This is a genomic window from Actinospica robiniae DSM 44927 (genome assembly GCF_000504285.1).
GTDB lineage: Bacteria > Actinomycetota > Actinomycetes > Streptomycetales > Catenulisporaceae > Actinospica > Actinospica robiniae.
This window is the reverse complement of record NZ_KI632511.1, coordinates 856,823-873,385: the sequence shown is the minus strand read 5'-3', so window position 1 is coordinate 873,385 and position 16,563 is coordinate 856,823. Positions and strand designations below refer to the sequence as shown.

Genomic DNA, 16,563 nt, shown 5'->3' with positions numbered 1-16,563 from the left:
GCGAGCTCGAACAGGACGAGGCGGATCACCGCGCCGACACGCCCATCCGAGTCCGTAGATAATTAAAATCAGGTACAGAATATATCGGCTCAGGCCGAGGTGTCTCATCTGTCGTGCTCCGGCCCGGTTTCCCGCCGCCGTCCCGTCCCGCTGATAGCCGAAAGCGCCACGCCGTCCACGCCCATCCGCTCGCGCCCCGCTCGCCCATCACGCGGAATCCGGCCCCTCGCGTCGTGTTGCGCAACTCGTCGCCGTCGGCCGGGCCGGTGGGGGCGTCGGCGCTCTCCGCCGGGCGATAGACGCCGTAAACCAGACCGCCGAAGAAGTCTCCATGAGAGGATTCGGCGGACGCGTCCTGGCTGACCAGCGTCCGGGTGCCGATGCCAGCCGCTGTAATCTTGTCGCAAGGCCAGGGCTCCACGACGGCCAGTGTGCAGGAACCACGATCGTTCTTCTCGTGCGGACAAGGCTCATCGTTCGGGTGCCCACCGTTCGCGGGTTCTCGGAGCATCCACCTCGAAGTTGTTGTACTCTACAACGCCGTCCGCTCACAGGGCGGCCGGCGCTGACGCTCGACTTTCGGGATCTAGTCCTCGCATTGCGCAGTTCGCTCCTGCATCCGGTTCCGGTAGATCGTCGTCGAATTCCACTCGCCACAAGACCAGAATGGGTGAGATGTCGCTAATGACCGACTCTTGCAATCTGAAGCGTTTCCCGTCCGCGTCAGGATAATCAAGCTGGTCGGGCACTGTGCTCCCCGCGGACGCGGGGATGATCCCGCGACTCTGCGCGAGGAACTGGCACAGATCAAGTGCTCCCCGCGGACGCGGGGATGGTCCCCGCGCTCTTCCGCTGGGAGACGGGCCAGCGTCGTGCTCCCCGCGGACGCGGGGATGGTCCCAGCGCGGTCGCGTCCGGGCCGGTCACGATGTAGTGCTCCCCGCGGACGCGGGGATGGTCCCGCGCAGGATCTCGTCCCGGGCTTCCTCCATGGGTGCTCCCCGCGGACGCGGGGATGGTCCCCGCCGGCAATGTCGTTCTGATCAACTTATCTTGAGTGGCAGTACTCTGATGGTTCGGGGTGGTGCTTTGACCGTGACCGGCGTGTTGGGGGGTGTGCGGCGGGTCCCGAAGCGTTGTCGGATGCGTTTGACGGTGCGTGCGCTGGTGCGTGGGGCGCGTTCGGGGTTGCGGTAGCGGTTCGGGTCGTCTGCTATGTCCAGGACCCGGTTGACGGCGTAGGCGATCTGGCGGATGACGCTGCGGCGTACCTCTTTGAGGACTTTGGTGAACGAGACGCGCTCGGGGTCTTCGCGTCGTTCGTCGGCCATCAGCGCGACCAGGCGCGAGAGGCAGTGGTTGACGGCCAGGTGCGCCCAGATCTCCTGGTGGACCTGGTCGGGGTGGTGGGAGCGCAGGACCTGGCCGGGGGTGATCTGCTGGGTCTTGACCTGGAGGTTGGAGACCTCGCCCTGCCAGCGTTCGACGTAGAGCCGGGCGATCTCGGAGGCCGGGTGGAGCTCGGGGTCGGTCATCGAGGTCAGGAGCCTGATCACCTCGCCGGTGCCGATCTCGTACTCGATGGTCGAGTCCGCCCAGGCCGCTGGCGCGCGATCACCGGAGCCCACCTCGCCGCCCCGGTTCGTTCCGGCGCCCGCATCGAGAACGGCAACCGGTCGAGCGGACCGGGGCGGCGTGAAGGGCATCATCGCCCCGTCGATAGGATGGCCCTCCATGGCAATGAGCACCGCCCTTTGGTCCTTCGCCCTGGTCGTGGGGCTCCTCACCCTCACCCCGGGTCTCGATACCGCACTGATCATCCGCACCGCCGCCCTCAGGGGAAGAACCCGTGCCTGGGGCGTAGTTCTCGGTATACAGACCGGCACCCTGCTGTGGGGCACCCTCACCTCCCTTGGCGTGACCGCGCTCCTGACCGCCTCCCACCTCGCCTACGAGACCGTGCGCTGGGCGGGCGTCGGCTACCTGCTGTGGATGGCGACGCGGATGATCCGTGACAGCTTCCGCGGGAACGGCCACGTCACCCAGGAGACCGCTGAGGCTCTCGCCGGAGCCGACACGCTGGCGGCGGGCTGGCGCCAAGGCACACTGACCAACCTGCTTAACCCGAAGATGGGCGTCTTCTACGTCGCGGTCCTGCCGCAATTCATGCCGGCGGACGTGCCCCACCTGCCGATGGGGCTCCTGCTCACCAGCGTCCACATCACCCTCGGCATGATCTGGTCCACAGTGCTCATAGCCTCCGCCACAGCCCTCGGCAGCTGGCTGCGCAAGCCCCACGCCCGCAAGATCCTCGACCGCGTCACCGGCATCGTGATCGCCGGCTTCGCCCTCCGCCTGAGCGTCAGCGACTGACGCCCCGCACCGGCCTGGTTCAGGCACTACGCCACCCGGGCCGAAGACTCACGCTTCCCCAAGACACCGCCAAGCGTGAGGTGACCGGGGCACGCATAGCCGCGGACGACGCGCGACTCCTCGCGCTGCTCTCCGCCCCCGCCGCTCTACAGGATCTGCCGCAGATCAGCACCCTGCGCCAAGTCTGGGCCCAGAAGTTCCACCTGCTCGACGGCATCCTGCGGCGCCGGGAAGCCAAGGACAGGCTTCCCGGCGCGAAGCGGCTGGTGACCCCGTACGGCACAGAGGCGCGCGGCAGCGTGAAACGCGAGACCATCTGGGACGGCTACAAGGTCCACTTCACCGAGACCTGCGGGGCGCAGACACCGAACCTGATCACCCATGTCGTAACCACCCGGGCCACCGTCACCGACGTCGAGGTACTCCCCGCCGACCACGACGCCCTCGCCAAGCGCGCTCTACTGCCGGAAGAGCACTTCGTGGACTCCGGGTACGTCAGCGGCCACCACATCGTCGACGCGCACGCCCGACACGTTGTCCACCTGCGCGGACCGACCCACGCGGACACCGGCTGGCAGCGCCGAGCCGAGAAGGGATTCGGCACCGAAACGTTCACCATCGACTGGGACCAGCAACACGCGATCTGCCCCAACGGGAAGACCAGCATCTGGTGGGCGAAAGAACTCCAGCGCGAGAAAGCCGTGATCCGAGTGCAGTTCTCCCGGCGCGACTGCGGCCCGTGCCCGATGAAGCAAGACTGCACCCGAGGCAAACGCCGCCAGCTCTCGATCCAAGAACGAGAGGTCACCGAGGCACTGCGAAAACGCCGCGCCGAGGAACAAGACCCACTCTGGAAAACCCAGTACAAGATCCGCGCAGGAGTCGAAGGCACCATCTCCCGAGCGGTCCACCGCAGCTGACTGCGTAGATCCCGCTACCACGGCCTGGCCAAGACCAGCCTGCAACACCAGCTCACCGGAGCAGCCATCAACCTCGCCCGACTCGACAACCGCCCGACAGGCATAACACCAGCAGAAACCCGCACCAGCCACTTCGCCGCTCCCTACCCCACCGATAAGTCGACGCTCGCCACGAATTAACCAACAGCATCCAGAGATGGGCGCGGGTCAGGTCGGCGTCGTTCAGGCCGCGGCCCGCCGGGAAGCGCCCCCTGGCGGCGATCACCACTTGGCTCCAGCGCTCGATGGCCTCAATGTTCTGAGGCCTCCTGGATTTCTGTACCAACTAGTATGTACACTCGGGTCGTGGACACGAGGGAACGGCTCATCGAGAGCACACGTGAACTGCTGTGGGAACGCGGCTACGTCGGCGTCAGCCCGAAGGCCATCCAACAGCGGGCAGACGCCGGGCAGGGCAGCATGTACCACCACTTCGCCAGCAAGGAGGCCCTCGCGGCCGAAGCCATCGGCCGCTCCGCGGAGCAGCTGCGGGCTGCGGCCGAGACACAGCTGTCCGGCCCCGGCACCGCCGTCGAACGCATCGGCGCGTACCTGCGTCGCGAGCGCGAAGTGCTGCGCGGCTGCCCGATCGGCAGGCTCACACAGGACCCCGAGGTCATGGCGATCCCCGCGCTGCGAGCCCCCGTCGAGCAGACCCTCGCCTGGATACGCAGCCGCCTTGCCCGAGTGCTCGCCGAAGGCCGGGAACAGGGCGAGTTCAGTTCCCGCCTGGATCCGGACGCCACCGCAGCCATGATCATCGCGACGCTGCAGGGCGGATACGTCCTGGCCCGCGCCGCGGGCACGACAGAGCCCTTCGACCAAGCAGTCACCGGAACCCTCGCCCTCATCGATGCGAACGTCGCCGAATAACCCAGCCAAAGGACGATCAGCTCATGCGCATATCCCGCAGCACGCCCGGCACACAGGCACCCGAGGAATGGGTCACCGGCGCTACCCGGATCGACCCGGTGGAGGTGCCCGAGGCCGCCGCGCACCTCCACGTCGACAGCGTTGACTTCGCCGCCGGCGCCCGCACGGTCTGGCATCGGCATCCGGCCGGGCAGACGCTCATCATCACCGCGGGCGTCGGGCACGTGCAGCACCGCGGCGGACCCCTCGAGACCCTCCACGTCGGCGACAGTGTGCTGATCGAACCCGGGGAGTGGCACTGGCACGGCGCCACCGCGACCGCCGCCATGACCCATCTGGCTCTCGAACCCGATGCACAGGACGGCACCCGCGCCGAGGCCGGCGTACCCGTGACCGAACACGAATACTTCGCCGACGGTAGCGGCGAGCGCCCGGACCCGCTCCCCGTCACCCGCACAGTCGTGCTGGACCAGGCGCTGACAGAGCCCTGGCACACCGGGCGGGTCGAGATCCGGCGGATCACCATCGCGCCTGGCCACGCCAGCGGACTCCACGTCCACAACGGCCCGGTCTTCGGCAGCATCGAAGCCGGCTCGGCCGTCTACCAGATCGAGGGCGAACCAGTCACCGTCCTCCATCCAGGCGACACCTTCTACGAGCCCGCAGGCATCCGCATCGCCCGATTCGACGCGCAGGAGCACGGCGTGACCTTCCTCGGCTACTTCCTGCTCAACGCCGGCCAAGAAGCCGAGATCGAATTCCCCACGCACTCGGTCCAGACCCGGTAGGCGGTACTCGCGCGCACCCCGGTTGCCGCGGGTTCGATTATGCGAACTGCTGGGCGATCCAGGCGACCTCGGACTCGTTCAGGTAGACGGCGTGGTTGTGCGCGTCCCGTGGCCGATCAGCCGACGAGCCGCCCGCGTGCACTGCGGCGATGGCGCCCAGGCGGGGATCGACGATGCTCGGGCCGGAGCGGACCACGCTGCTGCCGCTCATGCTGCGCAGAGTGCTCGCCCATCGCGCCAGGCGGCGTAGTAGTAATAGACGGTGCCGTGGGGCGGGAAGCCATGGGGCAGATACTTCCAGGCGATTCCCGTACGGTTGAGATAGAGCAGGGCGTTGAACACTTCCCGGACGTCGGTGCGGGCCGGCCCGCCGGTGGGCCGGCGGTCGATCCGGGCCTGCTGCCGGGCGGTGAGGAACAGTCCGATCAGTGCCCGGCGGGCGTCGGAGATGTCGGAGGGGTACGGGCTCCTGTTCGTCATGCCGTACGCCTCCGGGGGCACGCGCTGGCGTGCCAGAACCGCCGTATCCGGCGTTTCCGGCGCGAGTCTCCGTCCACTCCATCACGACAAGGCATGATCAAACGCCCAGTTAGCCAGAACCCTTCTACCAGCGGCTCCGCGTACTACGTCGCCGACGTCCGCAATGCCAGCCGATGCCCGATCCGCCCGGAAAGCGGCGCCGGGATCACCTCACGGGCCGATCCTTGAATTAATTCGATCTGCCCGTAGGCTGCGCGCAGGTGGCCGCCCCTCCGTGCGGGCGGCCACCTGCGGTCGTGCCGGTGATCAGTCGCGGTCTTCCAGGTTCGGCGGCAGGGTGCGCATTCGGCTGACCGGAGATGCCGCCAGGGCCAGGACGACGACGGCCGAGAACACGGCAGCGGCGACAAGTGCGTTCCGGTCGCCCATCCACCCAGTGAGAAGGCCCGCGAGCAGGCCGCCGATGGCGCCGCCGCCGAACAGCAGCATGCGGAAACACGCGGTCATCCGGCTCATCAGCGCCTGGGGGGTCGCGGCCTGGCGGACAGTGACGATGATGACGTTCGCGACACCCAGGCCCAGATAGGTGAGGAAGAAGGAACCGGCGGCCAGCGCCATCGCCAACAAACGCGGACCGGAGATCAGGACGATCAAAGCCGGGCCGAGCAGCAGTCCGGACTGAGCAGTGAAGTAGACGCGCCCGAGTGGGAACTTCTTGATGATCCATCCGGAGGCCGACGCGCCGATCACTCCGCCGATCGAGGAGATCGTGAAGATCAGGCCGAGGTCTGACGGGCTCAGCTGAAGCTCGTGGGTTCCATACAGCAGGAACATGGTCCAGACGGCGGTCATCGAGAGGTTGCAGCAGAAGCCGACCATCGCGAGCCAGCTGAGAATCGGCCTGCCGAAGACCCAGTGCAGCCCGTCGCGCACTTCGCTCGCCACGCGCCGATCCGCGGTTTGCGCCGGGCGGGGCTCGGGCGTTCGGATCAGCAGGAGCGAGGTGACCGAGACTCCATAGGAAAGCGCGTCCAAGGCCATGGCAGCCGGCGCGGTCAACGCGGCCACCACGGCGCCAGCGATCCCCGGCCCCGCCACGCCCGCCGTGGAGGAGCTGATCCCCATCTTCGCATTGGCGTCGACCTGGAGGCCAGGGTCCCGTACGAGGCCGGGCACGAAGGGCATCCAGCTCACATCGAACATCACCGAGGTGACGCCGACGACACAGGAGATGACCAGCAACACCGCCATGTCGAGTCCATGCAACCAGTTCAGAACCGGCACCAGGGCGACCAGGACCATCCGGGCCAGGTTGGTCCAGAGCATCACCCGTCCCCTGCGGTGCCGGTCGACCCAGACCCCGAAGACCAACGCCAGTCCGATATACGGGGCGAGCTGAAGAAATCGCAGCAGGCCCACCTGGGCGTCGGTCGCGTGGAACGCGTAGACGGCGGTCAACGGCAGTGCGAGATTCGTGATCTGGGTGCCGAGCAGGGAGACGGTCTCGCCGATCCAGAACGTGCGGAAGTCCCGATGCCGCCAAAGGCTCTCAGGCTCATCGGAGCGCGGCGGCCGGAGGGGCGGTTCTACCGTAGTCATTGTCGCCCCCGCAGGTCCGCGACCGTTGAGGCCACTTCATCGACCTCTGCCTCGGTGTTGTAGTAGTGCGGCGACAGGCGCAGGCACCACTCGACGTTCTTGTCAGCGAAATCGAACTGTGCGAACTCACGGAAGCTCAGGGCCGAGGTGATGCGATGGGCGTCCATGGCCTCCTTGAAGGGCTGCGGCCGCCAGCCTTCGACACAGAACGTGACGATGGCGCCGACCTGCGGACCGCGGTCGAGCACGCGTACCCCTGATATCGACCCGAGTCGGTCGCGAAGCCGGGCCGCAAGCGCCGGGGAGCGCCGGGCGACAGCCTCCATGCCGACCTGCCTCGCGTAGCGTGCGGCAGCCGCGCAGCCGAGCACGGTCGCGTAAGGGAACTCCCATTCCTCGAAGCGGGCCGCGGTCTCGGCGGGCCGGTACCGTCCCGGCTCGATCCAGAGAGCACCGTGCATGTCCAGGAACAACGGCTCATAGCCTGCCTGCAGCACACGGTCGGAGACGAACAGGAACCCGGAGCCGCGCGGTCCGCGCAGGAACTTCCGGCAGGTCGCGGTGAGCAGGTCGCAGCCGATCTCCTCGACGTCGACGGGGTACTGGCCGACCGATTGGCACGCGTCGACGAGGTAGAGCAGGTCCAGTTCGCGACAGTGCCGGCCGATCTGCGCGACGGGTTGGACCAGGCCGGAATTGGTGGGGATGTGGGTGGCGGTCACCAGCCGCGGCCGGAGCGAACGCATCAGCGTCGCCATCGCATCCACGTCCACACCGCCCTCTGGAGAGTCCGGCGCATGCACGACCCGCACTCCGTGCCGCTTCTGCAGTGACAGGAAGGCGATCTGGTTGGAGATGAAGTCGTTGCGGGTGGCCAGGATGACATCGCCGGCCTTGAACGCGATGGCCGAGAGAGCGGTGCCGAAGGCGTGAGTGGCGCTCCCGGCGAAGGCGATGTTCTCCGGAGCCGCGTTGATCAGGGCGGCCGTCTCCGTGTAGAACTCGCGGACCGCCGCCGTTCGGGCGGCTGCGGCCTCGTAGCCGCCGATACTCGCTTCCAGCTTCACGTGATCGAGAACCGCGGTGAGCACCGGAGCCGCAAGCAGTCCGCAGCCGGCGTTGTTGAAGTGGATCACGTTCCGGCATCCGGGGGTGTCGTCCCGCAGCGCCTCGACATCCAGAAGTGCTTCTGCCCCAAGGGCAGTAGTGCTACTCTCATCTTTCATGTCAGACGATAGCACTTCTCTCGATCTGCTGGAAAACTTGCGCACCCTGCTCGCCCGCCTGGCACCCGGGGATCGGCTGCCGAGCAGCCGCGAGTTGATTGAGCAACACCGGGTCAGCCCGGTGACCGTGTCCCGCGTGATCGCGCAACTGGCGGCCGAGGGAGCGGTCGTCACCAAGCCGGGCAGCGGCACTTACGTCGCGTCGCGCGCAAAGGACCGCGGGCCCGCTCCCGACACCGGCTGGCAGACGATCGCGCTCAGCGACCGGAGCATCGACACCGGCCCGGTGACCGATGAACTCGGGCCGGTTCCGAACGGGGCGATCCTGCTGGACGGGGGTTATCTGCACCGGACGCTCCAGCCGACGAGAGCCTTGAGTTCAGCGCTGGCACGCGCGGCCCGCCGCCCGGATGCCTGGGACCGCACATCCGCGAACGGCCTGACTCCGCTACGCGCGGTGTTCGCCGCGAATTCGAATGGCGTCACGCCTGACGACGTGTTGATCACCGCAGGCGGGCAGAGTGCACTGTCGATGGCATTGCGCGCCATCGTCGCACCCGGCAGCCCGGTCTTGGTGGAGTCGCCGACCTACCCCGGTGCGCTGGCGGCAGCGCGCGCCGCGGGTCTGCGGCCGGTCCCGGTACCCATGGACGCGAACGGAGTACGGCCGGACCTGCTGGCCGAGGCGTTCGCCATGACCGGCGCGCGCGCGTTCTACTGCCAGCCGACCTTCCACAACCCCACCGGCAGAGTGCTCTCCCAGGAACGTCGTGGGCAGGTGGTCGAAGTGGCGAGGGCGGCGGGCGCATTTGTGATCGAGGACGATTTCGCGCGGCTCCTGGGGCACGGCGGGCCGGTGCCGCGGCCGCTGGTGGAGGATGACCGCGACGGCACAGTCGTCTACGTCACCTCGCTGACCAAGCCCGCGGCGCCCAGCCTGCGCATCGGGGCGATCATCGCCCGCGGACCGGTGATGGAACGGCTGCGAGCGGTCCGGCGGGTCGATGACTTCTTCGTCGCCCGTCCCATGCAGGAAGCGGCACTCGAGTTGGTCAGCTCCCCGGCCTGGGACCGGCATCTACGAGCTCTCTCCGCGGCACTTCGGGAACGTTGCACGCAACTGACGGCCGCAGTCACCCGGCAGTGCCCTGACTGGGACCTCGGCCACCCGCCCGCCGGCGGACTTCACCTGTGGATCGAGCTGCCCGCGGGCGCGGACGCCGTCTCAGTCAGTCGTTCGGCCAGGGACAACAACGTCGCCGTCAGCTACGGAAACCGCTACTTCGCGGCGGAAACCCCCACCGCATGTCTCCGACTCGCATTCGCCGCCGCCACGGACACCCCCGAATTACTCGAAGGCGCACGACGGCTGGGATCGCTGGCGCGCCATGGGGGCATCGTCGGATGATCAGGAGAGCCTGATCCGCCGTCATGTGTCCTTGCCCAGGCACGGAAAGGGTGAACCGCACCGGCTTTGCGCCAGGCTGCGCACCGTGCTCGTCGACACGCAGCAACTTGGTCGGTCGAGCAGATCAGCTTGGAACAGCCGGCCGCTTCAGTCGCGGATGGCGCGGATCAGAACGAGCGAGCCCTGGCACTCCGGCTGCGTGCGCAGGGCGCCGTACTGAGCGTCCCAGGTGCCGTTGGCAAGATCGCGGGCGAGGTGCTCGGTGTACGCGGCAGCGACGGGCTCGGGCACGAAACTCCACGCCGAGTTGGCTCTGCGGGCGCCCGGATCCAAGAGCATCTCGGGGCGGCCGTAGTAGGCCTCGTTGAATCCGTCGGTGCAGTCGAGCGGGATCTGCACGTAGGTCACCGTGGCCGTGCCGCCGAGCAATTCGGCGATCCTCGCGATCGACGGGTAGCGGCGGGCCTCGGTGTCCAGGACGAGCGGGGCGTAGCGGTTGAGCCAGAAATCGCGCACCAGGTCCGGGTCGCAGGTGAGCACAAGGACCGGTCCGCGGGTCACCCGCCGCATCTCGCCCAGCCCCGCGGCCAGATCACCCCACTGGTGGACGCTGAACGTGGCCATCGACGCGTCGAAGAAGTCGTCGTCGAACGGCAGATCCTCGGCGACCGCGTCGATCGCCTCGACCAGATGCGCCGGGCGCTGCGCCCGCATCGACGCGGACGGCTCGACCGCCGTGATCTCGTACGCGGCCGCTTCGTACGAGCCCGCTCCCGCCCCGACATTCAGCACGCTCCGCACGTCCCCGAGCGTCCCGGCGATCGCCTGCGCGATGCGCGGGTCCGGTTGACGGTAGCCGGTGTAGCCGACACCGATCGCCTCGTAGTTCGCGTCTCCGGCACTGCCGTCCTGCAAACGAACCGTCATGACCGCGATCATAGCAATCCAGGCACACCCGATACCAAGACTATTGAGAAAGCCGAGACAGAGCACGAACAATCGTGGCCGATGACGCCGGCCGAAAGCTTCGGGGTCGGCGGCATCATCAAGATGCCCACCCCGACCGCCGGCCTCCTCCGGAACGCGGGCGAGGCCACGCCGGACCCCGGTTGACCGTCACATCAGAGCACGAGGATTCCCGTGGCGTCACCGGCTGGCCGGAACTTGCGCGACGTGGCCCGGCTGCCAGCCGAGTTCCGGCGCGATCAGTCGGACCATGTCGTGCAGGATCTGCTCGTAGTCCTCACGGTGGAACTCGTACGGCAACTCCAGCCGCAGTTCCGAGGTCTGCGTGAAAGTCGCGTCGGCGTGCAGGCGCTCGAGGATCTCGTCCGCCGTGCCGACGAGGTCCGGGGCGAACAGGACCCTGCGTTCCCCCTGCGGCTTCAGGGTCCGGGCATGCCGGCTCGCCGCGTACGCGCGGTACCTCTCGCGCGTCGCCCGGTCCGCGCCGTCGAGCGGGACGATGACGCGGCCCAGGGCGATCCGGCCCGGGCGGGCCGGATCGAGGGCGGCACGGTACCCCGCGATCAGCTCGGACTGCGCCGTGACGAAGTCGTCGCTGCTCTCGCCGAACACGATGTTGCCGGTCAGCAGGTTCAGGCCGTTCTCGCCCGCCCAGAGTGCCGAGCCTCCGCTGGCGGCGCCGTACCAGATGCGGTCCACCAGGCCCGGATCGTGCGGCTGGAGCCGGGGTCGCTGGGTGTTGCCCGGCGACTGGATGACGGTGTCGGCGTCGCCGAGGTAGTCGCCGCGGAGGTTGTCGATCAACCTCGTGATCCTCCGGTGCGACAGGTCGTAGCCGCGCCAGTCGCCATCGAAGACCAGGTGGCCCATCAGCTCGGCGTGCGGAGGCACACCCGCGCTGAACCCGACCTGCAACCGGCCCCGGGAGAGCACGTCGGCGGTGGAGAGGTCCTCGGCGAGCCGGAACGGGCTCTCGTACCCGATCGGGATCACCGCGGTGCCCAGCTCGATCCGCGCGGTGCGCTGGCCCGCGGCGGCCAGGAAGACCGCCGCGGAGCCCACGCCGTGTTCGAGGTGGCGCTGGCGGATCCAGGCGCCGTCGAAACCCAGCTGCTCGCCGAGCGCGAACAGCCGCAGCGTGTCCTCGAGCCCCTGGTAGGGGTCGTCGTCCGGAAAGTTGCCGGGGGTCAGGAAGCAGAGCGTGTGGATCCGGGGGGACGTCGTGGCCATCGGTCCGGGTCAGCCGCGCTCGTACGGGGTCTTCTCGCCGGCCTCGACGGCGACCGGAAGCCGGTTCTCGGCCGGAGGCAGGGGGCAGGTGGCCAGATCGGTGTAGGCGCACGGGAGGTTGGCGGCCCGGTTGAAGTCCAGCAGCACGGTTCCGTCCGGGTCCGGCGGGCCGATCTGCAGTGCCCGGTTGGCGGCGTAGGTGGTGTGGCCCGAGGTGGCGTCGGTGAGCAGCGCGGTCAGGCTGCCGGGGGCGTGGCCGTTGAACACGGTCAGGCTCAGCGGCCGGCCCTCGAGCTCGAACTCGATCCGGCCGGGTGCGTCGTAGACGTGCTGGAGTCCCTCGACGGCGGCTCCGACCGTGGTGGGCCGCGGCTCTTCGAAGGCGACGTAGCGCCCGGTCACCGCCCAACGCGGATCCGGTGCGTAGGCGGGGGTGCCGGTGTATGCGGTACGCAGCGGGTTCTCCGGGTGGCGCGGGCGCAGGATGTCGTGGCCGCCGCGCTTGGCCACCTCGATCACAGCGTCACCGGAGACCGGGTAGAGACTGGCGCGCTCGGCGATGACGCCGAAACGGTGCTCGCCCCGCACCGGGACGCCGTCGACGATGAGCTCCTCGTCCTCGTCCAGGACGACGCGCACGCCGTCGGGCCCGGTTGACCACAGGCCCGGGGCGTCGGGGAAGCGCTCCAGGCTCTCGCCGAGCCAGTGCAGGTGGGTGATGGCAAGGAAGCCGTGCGGGTCGGCCAGCTTCGCGAACTGCCGGCCGCGCCACTCGTGCCACTCGCGGGTGAAGGTGTCGGCGGCGTCGTCGAGGGCGGTGGGGATGTGCTGAAGGGTCATGGGATTCGCTCCTCGTTTCGGAGTGCGGGCAAGGATGCCGGGGGCCGACGGGACCGTGCCGGGCGCGGGTCCGCCGCGCCGAGAATCAGCCCTCTGCCGCACTCGGGACGGCGGGCATCGGGTGGCGGGGGTCGAGGGAAGGCGGGACCCGGCTGACCCGGCTCAGCAGGGAGCGGGGCGCGGGGGTCGTGGTGTGCGGCTCAGAGCCGGGTCACGCGGTCAGGCGTGACACAGGCAGCTGGCGATGCGCTGCAGATCGATGTGCCGGCGTCGGGAGAAGGAAGCCATCGGACCGACAGCGCCGCAAGGCAGCGCGGACGCGTGGCGCATGTGCCGCCTCCACTCCGCTGATCAGGGTTCTACCCGGCAGGCCGATACGGTTCTTCACCGTAGTCGTGCTCCGCTCGACCCGTCAACATCGACGGCGCGGCCCAGACGCTCGGGGCCTGGTCGTTTGTTGACACCCTCGGATCACGTGGCCACACTGGCCACATGAGCGGAACGCGGCTCGTCACGCGCCACCACATCGACTTCGGTCGCGTGTGGTCCTGCTCCTGTCGCTGATCCGTCTCCCGCGCCCTTTCCGGGAACGCGCACCGCCTTCCGCAGCGCACATATCGTCCGAGCCGCCTCGGCCGGCCCCGTGCGCCGGCGGCACGCGGTGAACCCACCACTCTGCCAGACCTCGTCGAACCCGTGCGGCGTGCCCGCGGCCGTGGCAACGGCCGCGGACGCACCCGTGGCGCCGTGCTCGACGCGCAGCGGAAAGCAGGAAGCTGTGACAGGCGTACCGATCGACCAGGCCGCTCCGCGGAGCCCCGGAGGCCTTGACGAGCCCTTGCTCGAGCGGCGGCATCCACTGGACAATCCGGTCCGGGCCGCGCTGTTCGGCCCGCACGCGCCCTTCGCGCTGAGCCGGGGCGACGCTCTACGCTACCCGGACGACGTCTCGCCGTTCGCCGCCTTGCCGGATTCCCCGAACGAGAACGACTGGCGCGATGCCGCCGCATTGCTCGGGCCCGGTGGCGTGCTGACGCTGGCGGCTCTCGAACCGGACTTCAGCGCACCGGCCGGCTGGGAGGTGCTGATGGACCTGCCGGGTGTGCAGCTCGTCGGCGAGGGGGTGGGCGGCGCGACCGACGGGCAGGCCGTGCGGCTCGAGCCGCGGGATGTGCCGGAGATGCTCGCGCTGGTGGAGCGCACCCGGCCAGGTCCCTTTCTGCCGCGGACGATCGAGATGGGCGCCTACCTCGGTATCCGCCGCGGCGGGAGGCCGGTGGCGATGGCGGGCCAGCGTCTGCACCCGCCGGGCTGGACGGAGATCAGCGCCGTCTGCATCGACGAGGAGCACCGTGGTTCGGGTCTGGCCACCCGCCTGGTGCTGGCATCGGCGGCCGAGATCAGATCGCGCGGGGAGGTGCCGTTCCTCCACGCCGCGGCGGCCAACACCACCGCCATCGAGCTCTACCAGGCGCTGGGCTTCCGGCTGCGGCGAAAGGTGACGTTCGTCAGCGTGCGGGTTCCCGGAGAGCCTCCGACCGAGGTTCGCGTGGCTTGACGGCCGCGCTGTGATTCAGGAGGCGAATACACTTATGCCCGCACCGCTCGCGGATGCGTTACCACGCGGCTGTCACGCCGTTCCTCGCGCCCGCCGACCTGACGGACGAACGGGCCTGGGCTGACGCCGGCGACTACGGTATAAGACCGTTGGTATTCGCTTGGATTCCGGTCGTCTCCGTTATTGTTTCCGCATGAATCCGAGGCCGGTAGCAGGGGTGATCGCTGGCTTGCTGCTTGGCGCGATGGTGGTCGCCGTGGGGGCGCTGGCCGTGTTCGTCCTGCCGCCCCATCTGGCTCCACGCAGTGCGTTCACCAGCGCTGGGGATGCCGTCCGGGCGCAGAACGACGTGCGCGGCGTCTTGGTGCAAACTGTGGGCGGATTGGTGTTGCTGCTTGGCGCGTACGCGACCTGGCGGCAGGTGCAGCTGGGCCGGGAAGGCCTGCGGCAAAGCCTGGATGTGACCAACGCGCAGCTCAAGGCGGCGCAGGGACAGCTGACGGTCGCGCAGGAAAGCCAGCTCACACAGCGGTTCACGCAGGCCGTCGACCAGCTCGGCAGCGACCAGGTCGTCGTCCGGATGGGCGGCATCTACGCTTTGGAGCGGCTGGCCCGCAACTCCGCCGCCGATAGCGGCATGGTCGCGGAACTGCTCTCCTCTTACATACGCCAGCACGCGCCCCTGGCCGACGCCGACGATGAGATTCCGGAGCACCTGGAGCTTCGTGCGGCCGACGTGCGAGCGGCGCTGTTCGTGCTCAAGAAGGGGACCGTTCTTCCCGAGGGCGATGAACCGCTGCGGTTGCTCGGCACGGACCTGCGTAAGGCCGGACTCGACCACGCCCGGTTGGCCGGAGCCGATCTCGAGGGCGCAGACCTGCGGTGGGCGTGGCTGCGCTGGGCCTGCCTGGACGGTGCCGACCTCAGCCACATCGACCTGAGGAATGCACACCTGGGCGAGGCCAGCCTTCTCGGCGCCGAGCTCAACGACGCCCGACTGGGCGGCGCGCACCTGGAAGGCGCGTCTCTGCTCGGAGCGGACATCACCGGAGCGCAGTTCGAGGGGGCAGTGGCCAGCCCGGAGACTCTCTGGCCGGATGGATTCGACCCTGTCGCAGCCGGCGTCATCATCGCCCCTGCGGCCTCTTGACTATGCGTACCGGCACCTCATAGGGCAGTCGGAACTGCACCGACTGACGCGCCCTCAGCAACCTCGACCTTCAGGGATTCCGGAGTCGTCGGGCAGGGCGACCGGCTCGTTCGCGGACGTCGCCCTCTTCTCCCCCGGCATCCACGCCCACTCTGTCGATTCGCCGATGCGCCGCATTTCAGCAGGAGGTGCCGCTGTCGGACTGCGGCAGGGTCAAGAGCCCTGTTCATCCGGTCAGCCGCCCTCGGGCGGCCGATCCGTCGCAGGGGAACCGTCGTCGGGTTCGCCGCCTTTTTCACGTCGGGCCCGCTCCTCCAAAACCGCTGCCGACGCAAGGCCGAAAAGCACCGCGAGAAAGCCCAATCCCTCGTCGGCTCCCCGGCGGCGCCCGGCGCGCAAGAAGCCCTTCCCGTCGTAGAAGTCATCTTGAGGCGAACACAGGTGGCCCTGCCCGTCGTAGAAGTCGTCCCGCGGCGAACACAAGTGGCCCCGCCGGTCGCGGAAGTCGTCCCTGCCCGGGTCACACCAGTGGCCCTCGTAGTCACGAAAGGACTCGCCGGGCGAGCGCAGGTGCCCCTGCCCGTCGTAGTAGTTCTCGGTATCCGAATACATTCAGCCGGGCCCCCTGTTCCTCGTCTTCGCTATCCTCGTCTCCGCTTGCGCCCGAATTTCAGCAGTGGTCGTAGATATCGGAGCCGAGTGAGACGTTCGAGGCGGCGAGCCAGCCCGTGACGCCGGTCTCCTGGTCCTGCATGTAATACCAGCTCTGGCCGGAGGTGCTGGTCCACTTGCAGTGGACCACGACGTAGTCGCCGGCCTGATAGATGCTCGTGGTCCAGCCCACGATGCAGCTCTGTGCGTTGTTCGCCTTGTAAATCGCCACATGCCACGAGGCGTTGGCCGGTGTGCGGCCGTTGTTGGCCGGGTTCCAGATCCCGCTGCACGTAGCGGGGTGGGCCACACCCGTAGCGGCGGAGGCCGATGGGGCACCGGTCAGTCCGGCGGCCAGGACGTACGCGGCGATAACTGTGGCGGCGGTTCGAGCACGGGACATCGTGCGCTCCTTCGAATGAGCCCATCGGTGGGACAGCCCCACCTTGCGGTTCACTGAAG

General features: G+C 68.6%; 17 protein-coding genes, 1 pseudogene and 1 CRISPR repeat array. Of the genes and pseudogenes, 7 read left to right on the top strand and 11 right to left on the bottom strand.

The window, feature by feature from the left end:
* Positions 1-750 precede the first annotated feature (750 nt).
* Positions 751-1,023: direct repeats of the CRISPR family, unit length 29 nt; unit sequence GTGCTCCCCGCGGACGCGGGGATGGTCCC.
* A gap of 20 nt (positions 1,024-1,043) precedes the next feature.
* Positions 1,044-1,628, bottom strand: coding sequence for a hypothetical protein (locus tag ACTRO_RS03720; RefSeq protein ID WP_034261148.1), 585 nt, complete (start codon positions 1,626-1,628; stop codon positions 1,044-1,046).
* 106 nt (positions 1,629-1,734) lie between these two features.
* Between ACTRO_RS03720 and ACTRO_RS03715 the strand changes: the two genes are divergently transcribed.
* The 4 genes from ACTRO_RS03715 (at position 1,735) to ACTRO_RS03700 (ending at position 4,993) form a co-directional block, all read left to right on the top strand.
* Complete coding sequence (locus tag ACTRO_RS03715; RefSeq protein ID WP_034261147.1) at positions 1,735-2,373, top strand: LysE family translocator; 639 nt, start codon at positions 1,735-1,737, stop codon at positions 2,371-2,373.
* 80 nt (positions 2,374-2,453) lie between these two features.
* Complete coding sequence (locus ACTRO_RS03710) at positions 2,454-3,293, top strand: transposase (protein ID WP_051450264.1); 840 nt, start codon at positions 2,454-2,456, stop codon at positions 3,291-3,293.
* A gap of 345 nt (positions 3,294-3,638) precedes the next feature.
* The gene (locus ACTRO_RS03705) at positions 3,639-4,205 is read left to right on the top strand and encodes a TetR/AcrR family transcriptional regulator (protein ID WP_034272934.1); all 567 of its coding nucleotides are present in this window, start codon (positions 3,639-3,641) and stop codon (positions 4,203-4,205) included.
* A 23-nt stretch (positions 4,206-4,228) separates the two neighbouring features.
* Positions 4,229-4,993, top strand: a complete 765-nt coding sequence (locus ACTRO_RS03700; RefSeq protein ID WP_034261145.1) for a cupin domain-containing protein — start codon at positions 4,229-4,231, stop codon at positions 4,991-4,993.
* A gap of 37 nt (positions 4,994-5,030) precedes the next feature.
* On the opposite strand, the gene ACTRO_RS46775 is transcribed toward ACTRO_RS03700, so the two are convergent.
* The 4 genes and pseudogenes from ACTRO_RS46775 to ACTRO_RS03685 all read right to left on the bottom strand — a co-directional run bounded on the left by ACTRO_RS46775 (position 5,031) and on the right by ACTRO_RS03685 (position 8,298).
* Positions 5,031-5,204 carry a hypothetical protein gene (locus ACTRO_RS46775; protein ID WP_157435727.1) on the bottom strand — a complete coding sequence of 58 codons (174 nt, stop codon included), beginning with the start codon at positions 5,202-5,204 and terminating at the stop codon, positions 5,031-5,033.
* 20 nt (positions 5,205-5,224) lie between these two features.
* A pseudogene (locus ACTRO_RS03695) lies at positions 5,225-5,473 on the bottom strand (transposase); the annotation flags it as partial.
* Between the two features lie 306 nt (positions 5,474-5,779).
* Positions 5,780-7,072 (bottom strand): MFS transporter, encoded by a 1,293-nt coding sequence (locus ACTRO_RS03690; protein ID WP_034261143.1) that lies wholly within the window; start codon positions 7,070-7,072, stop codon positions 5,780-5,782.
* Positions 7,069-8,298 (bottom strand): aminotransferase class V-fold PLP-dependent enzyme, encoded by a 1,230-nt coding sequence (locus ACTRO_RS03685; RefSeq protein WP_034261141.1) that lies wholly within the window; start codon positions 8,296-8,298, stop codon positions 7,069-7,071. The genes ACTRO_RS03690 and ACTRO_RS03685 overlap by 4 nt, the downstream gene beginning before the upstream one ends.
* On the opposite strand from ACTRO_RS03685, the gene ACTRO_RS03680 reads away from it, so the two are divergent.
* Positions 8,297-9,706 (top strand): aminotransferase class I/II-fold pyridoxal phosphate-dependent enzyme, encoded by a 1,410-nt coding sequence (locus ACTRO_RS03680; protein ID WP_051450262.1) that lies wholly within the window; start codon positions 8,297-8,299, stop codon positions 9,704-9,706. The genes ACTRO_RS03685 and ACTRO_RS03680 overlap by 2 nt on opposite strands.
* A gap of 147 nt (positions 9,707-9,853) precedes the next feature.
* Here ACTRO_RS03680 and ACTRO_RS03675 read toward each other — a convergent pair whose 3' ends face one another.
* From ACTRO_RS03675 to ACTRO_RS51290, 4 genes are all read right to left on the bottom strand, one after another.
* Positions 9,854-10,633: a class I SAM-dependent methyltransferase gene (locus ACTRO_RS03675; protein ID WP_157435725.1), complete on the bottom strand. Its 780-nt coding sequence runs from the start codon at positions 10,631-10,633 to the stop codon at positions 9,854-9,856.
* A 219-nt stretch (positions 10,634-10,852) separates the two neighbouring features.
* Positions 10,853-11,902, bottom strand: coding sequence for an LLM class flavin-dependent oxidoreductase (locus ACTRO_RS03670; protein ID WP_034261138.1), 1,050 nt, complete (start codon positions 11,900-11,902; stop codon positions 10,853-10,855).
* A gap of 9 nt (positions 11,903-11,911) precedes the next feature.
* Complete coding sequence (locus ACTRO_RS03665) at positions 11,912-12,742, bottom strand: DUF1684 domain-containing protein (RefSeq protein WP_034261136.1); 831 nt, start codon at positions 12,740-12,742, stop codon at positions 11,912-11,914.
* A gap of 219 nt (positions 12,743-12,961) precedes the next feature.
* Positions 12,962-13,030: a putative leader peptide gene (locus tag ACTRO_RS51290; protein WP_425394868.1), complete on the bottom strand. Its 69-nt coding sequence runs from the start codon at positions 13,028-13,030 to the stop codon at positions 12,962-12,964.
* Positions 13,031-13,535: 505 nt separating this feature from the next.
* On the opposite strand from ACTRO_RS51290, the gene ACTRO_RS03660 reads away from it, so the two are divergent.
* Both ACTRO_RS03660 and ACTRO_RS42685 read left to right on the top strand, forming a co-directional pair.
* Entirely contained in the window at positions 13,536-14,300 is a 765-nt protein-coding gene (locus ACTRO_RS03660) for a GNAT family N-acetyltransferase (RefSeq protein WP_084316987.1), read from the top strand.
* Positions 14,301-14,493: 193 nt separating this feature from the next.
* A complete protein-coding gene (locus ACTRO_RS42685) occupies positions 14,494-15,450 on the top strand; it encodes a pentapeptide repeat-containing protein (protein ID WP_084315942.1) in 957 nt (318 codons plus the stop codon).
* Between the two features lie 234 nt (positions 15,451-15,684).
* On the opposite strand, the gene ACTRO_RS48580 is transcribed toward ACTRO_RS42685, so the two are convergent.
* On the bottom strand, positions 15,685-16,062 hold the full coding sequence (locus ACTRO_RS48580; RefSeq protein ID WP_063627919.1) for a hypothetical protein: 378 nt from the start codon (positions 16,060-16,062) through the stop codon (positions 15,685-15,687).
* Between the two features lie 58 nt (positions 16,063-16,120).
* Positions 16,121-16,504 (bottom strand): hypothetical protein, encoded by a 384-nt coding sequence (locus tag ACTRO_RS03645; protein WP_157435723.1) that lies wholly within the window; start codon positions 16,502-16,504, stop codon positions 16,121-16,123.
* Positions 16,505-16,563 lie beyond the last annotated feature (59 nt).